We start from the raw sequence: 6,231 nt of genomic DNA, 5'->3' as shown, positions 1-6,231 counted from the left end.
TAGCGGATGGATGGGCTAACTCGGCTGGATGCTTTAACTTCATCGAGCTGAATCTTCTCCATGCGCTTGGCGCGCGACGTCGCTTGCTTTGCTTTTGAGGCATTTGCAGAAAAGCGGTTAACGAAAGACTGTAACTCTTCGATCTCAGCACTCTTTTTGGCATTTTCTGAATGCAATTGTTCCTGAACCAAGCTCGCTGCGGCGGTATATGCCTCGTAGTTGCCCGGATAAATACGCAGTTCACCGTAGTCGATGTCGGCCATGTGCGTACAGACTTTGTTCAAAAAGTGACGGTCGTGCGAGATGATGATCATGGTACATTTTCGCTCATTGAGTATCTCGGCTAACCATTCGATTGTATGAATATCCAAGTTGTTGGTAGGCTCATCAAGAAGCAGTATGTCTGGGTTGGCGAATAGCGCTTGCGCGAGTAATACACGTAGTTTCCAGCCGGGGGCTACTTGCGCCATTAGTCCAAAATGCAGTTCTTCTTCAATGCCTGCCGATAACAAGAGCTCACCTGCGCGACTCTCTGCGCTGTATCCATCCATCTCTGCGAAAAGCGTCTCTAACTCGGCAACGCGCATGCCTTGTTCTTCGCTCATTTCAGGCAAGCTGTATATGTATTCTCGCTCCTGCTTCACTTCCCAAAGTTCAGCATCGCCCATAATGACGGTGTCGACCACGCTGAATTCTTCAAACGCAAATTGGTCTTGGCGCAGCGAACCCAGCTTCTCTCCTGGTGTGATTGAAACATTGCCCGCTGTTGGCGTTAATTCCCCACTTAGAATTTTCATCAGCGTCGATTTGCCGCAGCCATTTGCGCCGATCAGACCATAGCGATTTCCGTTTCCGAATTTGGCTGAAATGTTTTCAAATAATGGCTCGGCGCCAAATTGCATCGTGATGTTTGAGGTGGAGATCAAAGCGCGTGTCCTTGGAAAAAGTGAATACTGGCTTGGCGGATTATTGGTCTTTCAAAAAAAGAAAAAACAAGGTGAGCACAAGGGGCGCGAACTATAAATACCCAAGCGTTTAATGTCGATAGCAGTTGGTTAATTTGTGTGCAATTTCAGGCTTTAATTTGAATGCGGAAAAGCCGAGGGACGGGGACAACAAGTTTTACAGACTTTCACGTGTTAAATTTTGAAATTGACCATATGGTTATGTAAAGTGTGCGCCAAATCACGTTTTTCCAATTTTAACGCTATTAGGTACTTCGCATGCATTTGCTCGCATTTATGATCGTTCTTCGATTGGCAACCCGCTCTCACGCACCCGCTGCGCAAAATACGGATCGACTACGCAGAGATCTTTAAGACTTTTCGGTTACGGCGCTGCTTTGCCCCTTTAGCTCTCGCACAATGCTCCGTTAGCCATCGACCTTGGCAGAGAAGCGCTAGTGTCTATCCAACTGTAAATATCATCAAAGACATTTTGAGATTGTAGGTCGCGCGTCAACATATGGTAGCCCTTTGGGTATAGCCTCAATGTGTAGTCTAGATTCGCCTCATCTAGCTTACTTAGCATACGACATGTTGGGGTGCGTGGAATTACCTCATCGTTCTCTCCATATAAGATCAGGGTCGGAGTGGCGAGCATGGGGCTCAATGCCAGCGCCTTGTCCATTAGGTTTGTTAAACCATATACGGCATCAATTCTCGTCTCTTTTATAACCCGTTTATCCCGTGCCATTGCGCGTAGCGCGTCGACATTGTCGGTGGCAATGATGTTAAGACTCTCTCCGGTTGGCTTCCAAGACGGCGCGATGCGCACGGCAAGTGCCAGTGCCCAACGCTGATACCAGGGTTGCGTATCTCGTGCCCAAACCGCAGGTGCCAGGAGTGCCGCTCCAAAGACGGATTTATTCTCTGCAAGAGGCGTCGTTGCTAGTGCAGAAATGATCACGGCGCCCCCCATGCTTTCACCCACGAGGTAGATCGGTATGCCCGGGTATGTCTCCTCTAGCATCGCGACTAGCGCCACTAGGTCTGACTCTAATACTCCGTCACCCGGCCAGATGCCTCTATGCGCTGTCGCGCCAAAACCTCTCTGGTCGTAGGCGATGCAAGCGATGTTGTGCTTGTTCATGAAGCGACACATCGTTTCAAACGCTTGGCTGTAATCGTTGAATCCATGCAGTGCGACAATTATGGCGGTAGGGTTGTCTGGGGGCTCTGATTGTGACAGAAATGGCAGCCGATACCCGTCACTCGTAATGAACGCTTGTGACTCTAGCTTCGCTTGCGTGTTTACCGGATCCATTGGCTGAACGAGCGGCGCAGAGCACGCACTCAACACGACTGCGAACATCAAGATTAAAAAAAACGGCATAGACTGGTAGGTTCTCGGGATTTGATTAAAGCTACTTTAGCACCGGTTATTGGCTCGTTGAATGGTTGTGATTATCGCGCTCTTTGAGGCGTTGATTGCCTTGCATATCGTCGATGACCATAATCGGTGTCATAAAACGGTCATGAGCGACTTTTAAAGTCGCTTTAATGGTCATCATGCTCTGAAAAGATTCTCGGAGCGAATATCTTGGAACTACTTCTTCGTCGTAATTATCTCGTGCTTTTAGTACAACAAGCCAGTGATGAACATGTGTTGGTCGAAACGTTAGCGGGAGAAAAGTTTCATGAGCGCTGGCTTGGGTTCGGTTTGTCTGGCAGCTCGGGAAGACCCCTTTTGATTCCTTGCAATGGGTGGCGCTATTCATCGGAAGATAGCTGGCAATACCTCGACAAGGGGGAGTATCTTGCTGGCAGTCAAACCCCCTCAGGAATTGTGGGAATGATCGACAACAATCTTCCTGTCATTGTCGAGCGTTAATATTTGTTTGGTTTTTAGGTGCTGAACTAGTGCTTCCTGCTTCTAATTGCATGACAATATGTTCGCGATGGCTGGTCGTGTTTCGGAAGCTTGCTTGCGCCCATTTTTATTTCAAGTTGGCATGTGTATTTTTGAGTAGAGGTGATGATGACTATCAAGGTAGGGATTAATGGGTTTGGTCGTATGGGTCGACTTACAATGCGTGTGGCGTTTGAGTGGGACGACGTCGAGATCGTACAGATTAACGACCCTGCAGGGGATGCCGCGACCCTAGCGCACCTGCTTACTTTTGATTCTGTTCATGGGATATGGCATTACGAGGCCTCCTCTGAGGGTGAGACCATGTTGGTCGCTGGAAAGCGCATTGCTTGTACGAAGAACAAGTCAATTTCCGAAACGGATTGGTCTGCCTGCGATGTTGTGATTGAAGCAAGCGGTAAAATGAAAACGAAAGCCTTGTTGCAAGCCTACTTGGATCAGGGTGTTCGGCGCGTCGTAGTCAGCGCACCAGTGAAAGAAGAGGGCGTGCTCAATGTCGTGATGGGTGTGAATCACTCGCTCTATAATAAAGAGGCGCACCGGATTGTTACGGCCGCATCTTGCACGACCAATTGCCTTGCGCCGGTTGTAAAGGTCATACACGAAAAACTGGGAATAGTTCACGGCTCGATGACCACAATTCATGACATCACCAATACACAAACGATTCTCGATGCTCCGCATAAAGATCTGCGTCGGGCGCGTGCCTGTGGCATGAGCCTTATTCCTACGACAACCGGCTCGGCTACGGCAATTACCCATATTTTTCCTGAGCTCAAGGGTAAGCTGAACGGCCATGCAGTGCGGGTGCCGCTTGCTAATGCTTCGCTTACCGACTGTGTGTTTGAAGTAAGCCGACCGACAACGGAGGACGAAGTAAACGGCTTTCTTCAAGAAGCTGCCGAGGGCGAGTTGCGTGACATCCTTGGTTTTGAGACTCGGCCGTTGGTGTCCATCGATTACAAAACAGATCCGCGCTCAAGCGTGATTGATGCGCTTTCGACCATGGTGGTGAATGATACGCAGGTAAAACTGTATGCTTGGTATGACAACGAATGGGGCTATGCAAACCGAACGGCTGAGTTAATGCGCATGGTTGGACGGATGGATATGGAGTAACACCTCATGGCGTTGTTGGGGAGATCATCTGGGGAGCTGTCTCCAGAAATTCGTCAGTACATGGTCGTGACGGGCAACTACTGGGCGTTCACATTGACCGATGGCGCGCTGCGGATGCTGGTTGTGCTGTATTTTTATGGCCTCGGTTATAGCCCCTTACAAATCGCGATGCTGTTCATCTTTTATGAGGTGTTTGGTGTCATCACCAACCTGGTTGGTGGCTGGCTAGGTGCTCGGCTAGGTCTGAATCGCACCATGAATATCGGTTTGCTAACGCAGGTTGTTGCTTTAGCGATGTTACTGGTGCCGGCAGCTTGGTTAACCGTGCCGTGGGTTATGGCGGCGCAAGCGCTGTCGGGCATAGCCAAAGACTTGAATAAGATGAGCGCTAAAAGCTCTATCAAGTTGCTCGTACCCTCAGATGCCCAAGGTCAACTCTATAAATGGATTGCGATTTTGACGGGCTCTAAAAATGCCTTAAAAGGAGCTGGCTTTTTTCTCGGAGGGGCCCTTCTGAGTCTGATTGGGTTTGAGGGTGCTGTGTTCAGCATGGCCTGCATGCTCGCTGCTGTCTGGATGTTTAGTGTAATTGTGCTTAAAAAAGACTTGGGTAAAGCCAAAAATAAGCCCAAATTTACTGAGATTTTCTCTAAGAGCCGAGCGATTAATTATCTTTCAGCGGCTCGAATGTTTTTATTTGGCTCTCGCGATGTCTGGTTTGTTGTTGCTTTGCCTGTGTATCTCGCCAGTGAGTTTGGTTGGGATCACTGGACTGTGGGTGGTTTTCTTGCAGCATGGATTATTGCCTATGGCTTTGTTCAGGGCTTTGCGCCAAAACTAACCGGGCGGAAAAACGGAAGAGTGCCAGACGGCGGCGATGCGCTTGGTTGGGCGTTTTTGCTTGCCGCGCTTCCGGCGTTCATTGCTCTTGCGTTTGCGTTTGACTGGTATACACAGCAGGCACTGATCATCGGCTTGCTCGTGTTTGGCGCATTGTTTGCCATAAACTCCTCCCTGCATAGTTATTTGATTGTTAGCTATGCTGGGGAGGATGGCGTCTCGCTTGATGTCGGTTTTTACTATATGGCAAACGCGATGGGGCGGCTGATCGGCACGGTGTTATCGGGATGGCTTTATCAAGCGTATGGGCTAGAGATGTGCTTATGGGTTTCGGCGGCGTTCATTCTAATCACCGCACTAATCTCTTTCGGTTTGCCGAAACATGCATCTAAATTGGGCGTTGAACTGTAAGCGCCTCGCTCGACCTGTCGCGTCTCAGTCTTTGCGCATCTGCGAATTAGCAGCTAACTTTAGAGTCATACGTTTATGTGAGCAGAGAGCGCTATGGATAATAAAAAAAGTTTAGTGATTCGTTTTGTCGATGGCAGCATGGTGTCGTTTGATTTTGCCAAGCAAGTGTTAGACCCAATGCAGCTTGTTAAAAACATCGATAATGCGCTTAAACAGCCTTATATGTCTGTCGAGGCCGAGGGCGCTTTGCACCTTTATCCTCGGGAAAACATCAAATCCATACAGGTTTATCCAAGTCCAGAGAAGCTCCCGGACTACGTCATTCGTGGTGCAGAGTATTCTGCAGGATAGGCTTTGACTCGTTTCGGAATATTACTGTGTTTTCCTTTAGGGTGATGAATGGGCATCTTCGCAGGTTTGGCTTTAATAGAAGCGTTAGTTGTGACCATCGTGTTGATCTTTGGTGCCGTTATGTCTGGCGTCATGGTCGGGCGGTATTTTCTCAAACACTATTCAGCAGATGAGGCCCCGCCTGTTGGCTCGTTAGTCGCCGCGCTCTTTGCGTTGTTAGCGTTCTTGCTCGCGCTCACCTATAGCACGACTTCGAATCGCTTTGAGGAAAGAAAGCAGTTGTTACTTGATGAGGTTAATGCGATTGGGACGGCCTACCTGAGAGCGGACTTCATTGACTCAAATGCGTGGCGAACAGAATCAAAAGAACTGTTGAAAAGCTATGTGGCTCTGCGTGCCAATGTTGTTGATCAAGAGGCCGATATTGGTTTCATACTTGAGCGATCGGAAGTTCTTCACAAAGAGCTTTGGCGTATTGCGGTAAACGCGGTGCGCGCAAATAGAGACCCAGCCCACCTTGCTTATGCAACGTCATTGAATGATGTTATTGATCTTCATACCTCTCGGGTAGTGGTGGCACTTAAATATCACATTCACCACACGGTTTGGCTTGTTCTCATGACGGTATCGGTGCTCTCG

The 6,231-nt window shown here is 48.9% G+C and carries 8 protein-coding genes; 5 read left to right on the top strand and 3 right to left on the bottom strand.

What is annotated here, in order from left to right:
* The 3 genes from A3751_RS05445 to A3751_RS23720 form a co-directional block, all read right to left on the bottom strand.
* On the bottom strand, positions 1–926 hold a 926-nt coding region (locus tag A3751_RS05445), incomplete at its 3' end, for an ATP-binding cassette domain-containing protein (protein ID WP_156492267.1).
* A gap of 424 nt (positions 927–1,350) precedes the next feature.
* Positions 1,351–2,334, bottom strand: coding sequence for an alpha/beta hydrolase (locus A3751_RS05440; protein ID WP_068453174.1), 984 nt, complete (start codon positions 2,332–2,334; stop codon positions 1,351–1,353).
* A 46-nt stretch (positions 2,335–2,380) separates the two neighbouring features.
* Positions 2,381–2,512 (bottom strand): hypothetical protein, encoded by a 132-nt coding sequence (locus tag A3751_RS23720; protein WP_255374861.1) that lies wholly within the window; start codon positions 2,510–2,512, stop codon positions 2,381–2,383.
* Positions 2,513–2,541: 29 nt separating this feature from the next.
* On the opposite strand from A3751_RS23720, the gene A3751_RS05435 reads away from it, so the two are divergent.
* The 5 genes from A3751_RS05435 to A3751_RS05415 all read left to right on the top strand — a co-directional run.
* Entirely contained in the window at positions 2,542–2,832 is a 291-nt protein-coding gene (locus A3751_RS05435) for a hypothetical protein (protein ID WP_068453172.1), read from the top strand.
* Between the two features lie 147 nt (positions 2,833–2,979).
* Positions 2,980–3,990 (top strand): ArsJ-associated glyceraldehyde-3-phosphate dehydrogenase, encoded by a 1,011-nt coding sequence (locus A3751_RS05430; protein WP_068453175.1) that lies wholly within the window; start codon positions 2,980–2,982, stop codon positions 3,988–3,990.
* 6 nt (positions 3,991–3,996) lie between these two features.
* On the top strand, positions 3,997–5,241 hold the full coding sequence (arsJ, locus tag A3751_RS05425; RefSeq protein WP_068453170.1) for an organoarsenical effux MFS transporter ArsJ: 1,245 nt from the start codon (positions 3,997–3,999) through the stop codon (positions 5,239–5,241).
* Between the two features lie 93 nt (positions 5,242–5,334).
* On the top strand, positions 5,335–5,592 hold the full coding sequence (locus tag A3751_RS05420; RefSeq protein ID WP_068453168.1) for a hypothetical protein: 258 nt from the start codon (positions 5,335–5,337) through the stop codon (positions 5,590–5,592).
* 48 nt (positions 5,593–5,640) lie between these two features.
* Positions 5,641–6,231: hypothetical protein (locus A3751_RS05415; RefSeq protein ID WP_068453166.1), on the top strand; the 591-nt coding region annotated here is incomplete at its 3' end.

The sequence above is a fragment of the Oleiphilus sp. HI0080 genome (assembly GCF_001635135.1).
The sequence above is the reverse complement of the archived record's forward strand: the minus strand, read 5'-3'. Positions and strand labels throughout refer to the sequence as shown.

What these genes read in the sequence shown, in the direction of transcription:
- arsJ (WP_068453170.1), top strand. Translation starts at nt 3,997, where the DNA reads ATGGCGTTGTTGGGGAGATCATCTGGGGAGCTGTCTCCAGAAATTCGT.
- A3751_RS23720 (WP_255374861.1), bottom strand. Translation starts at nt 2,512, where the DNA reads ATGATGACCATTAAAGCGACTTTAAAAGTCGCTCATGACCGTTTTATG.
- A3751_RS05440 (WP_068453174.1), bottom strand. Translation starts at nt 2,334, where the DNA reads ATGCCGTTTTTTTTAATCTTGATGTTCGCAGTCGTGTTGAGTGCGTGC.
- A3751_RS05430 (WP_068453175.1), top strand. Translation starts at nt 2,980, where the DNA reads ATGACTATCAAGGTAGGGATTAATGGGTTTGGTCGTATGGGTCGACTT.
- A3751_RS05420 (WP_068453168.1), top strand. Translation starts at nt 5,335, where the DNA reads ATGGATAATAAAAAAAGTTTAGTGATTCGTTTTGTCGATGGCAGCATG.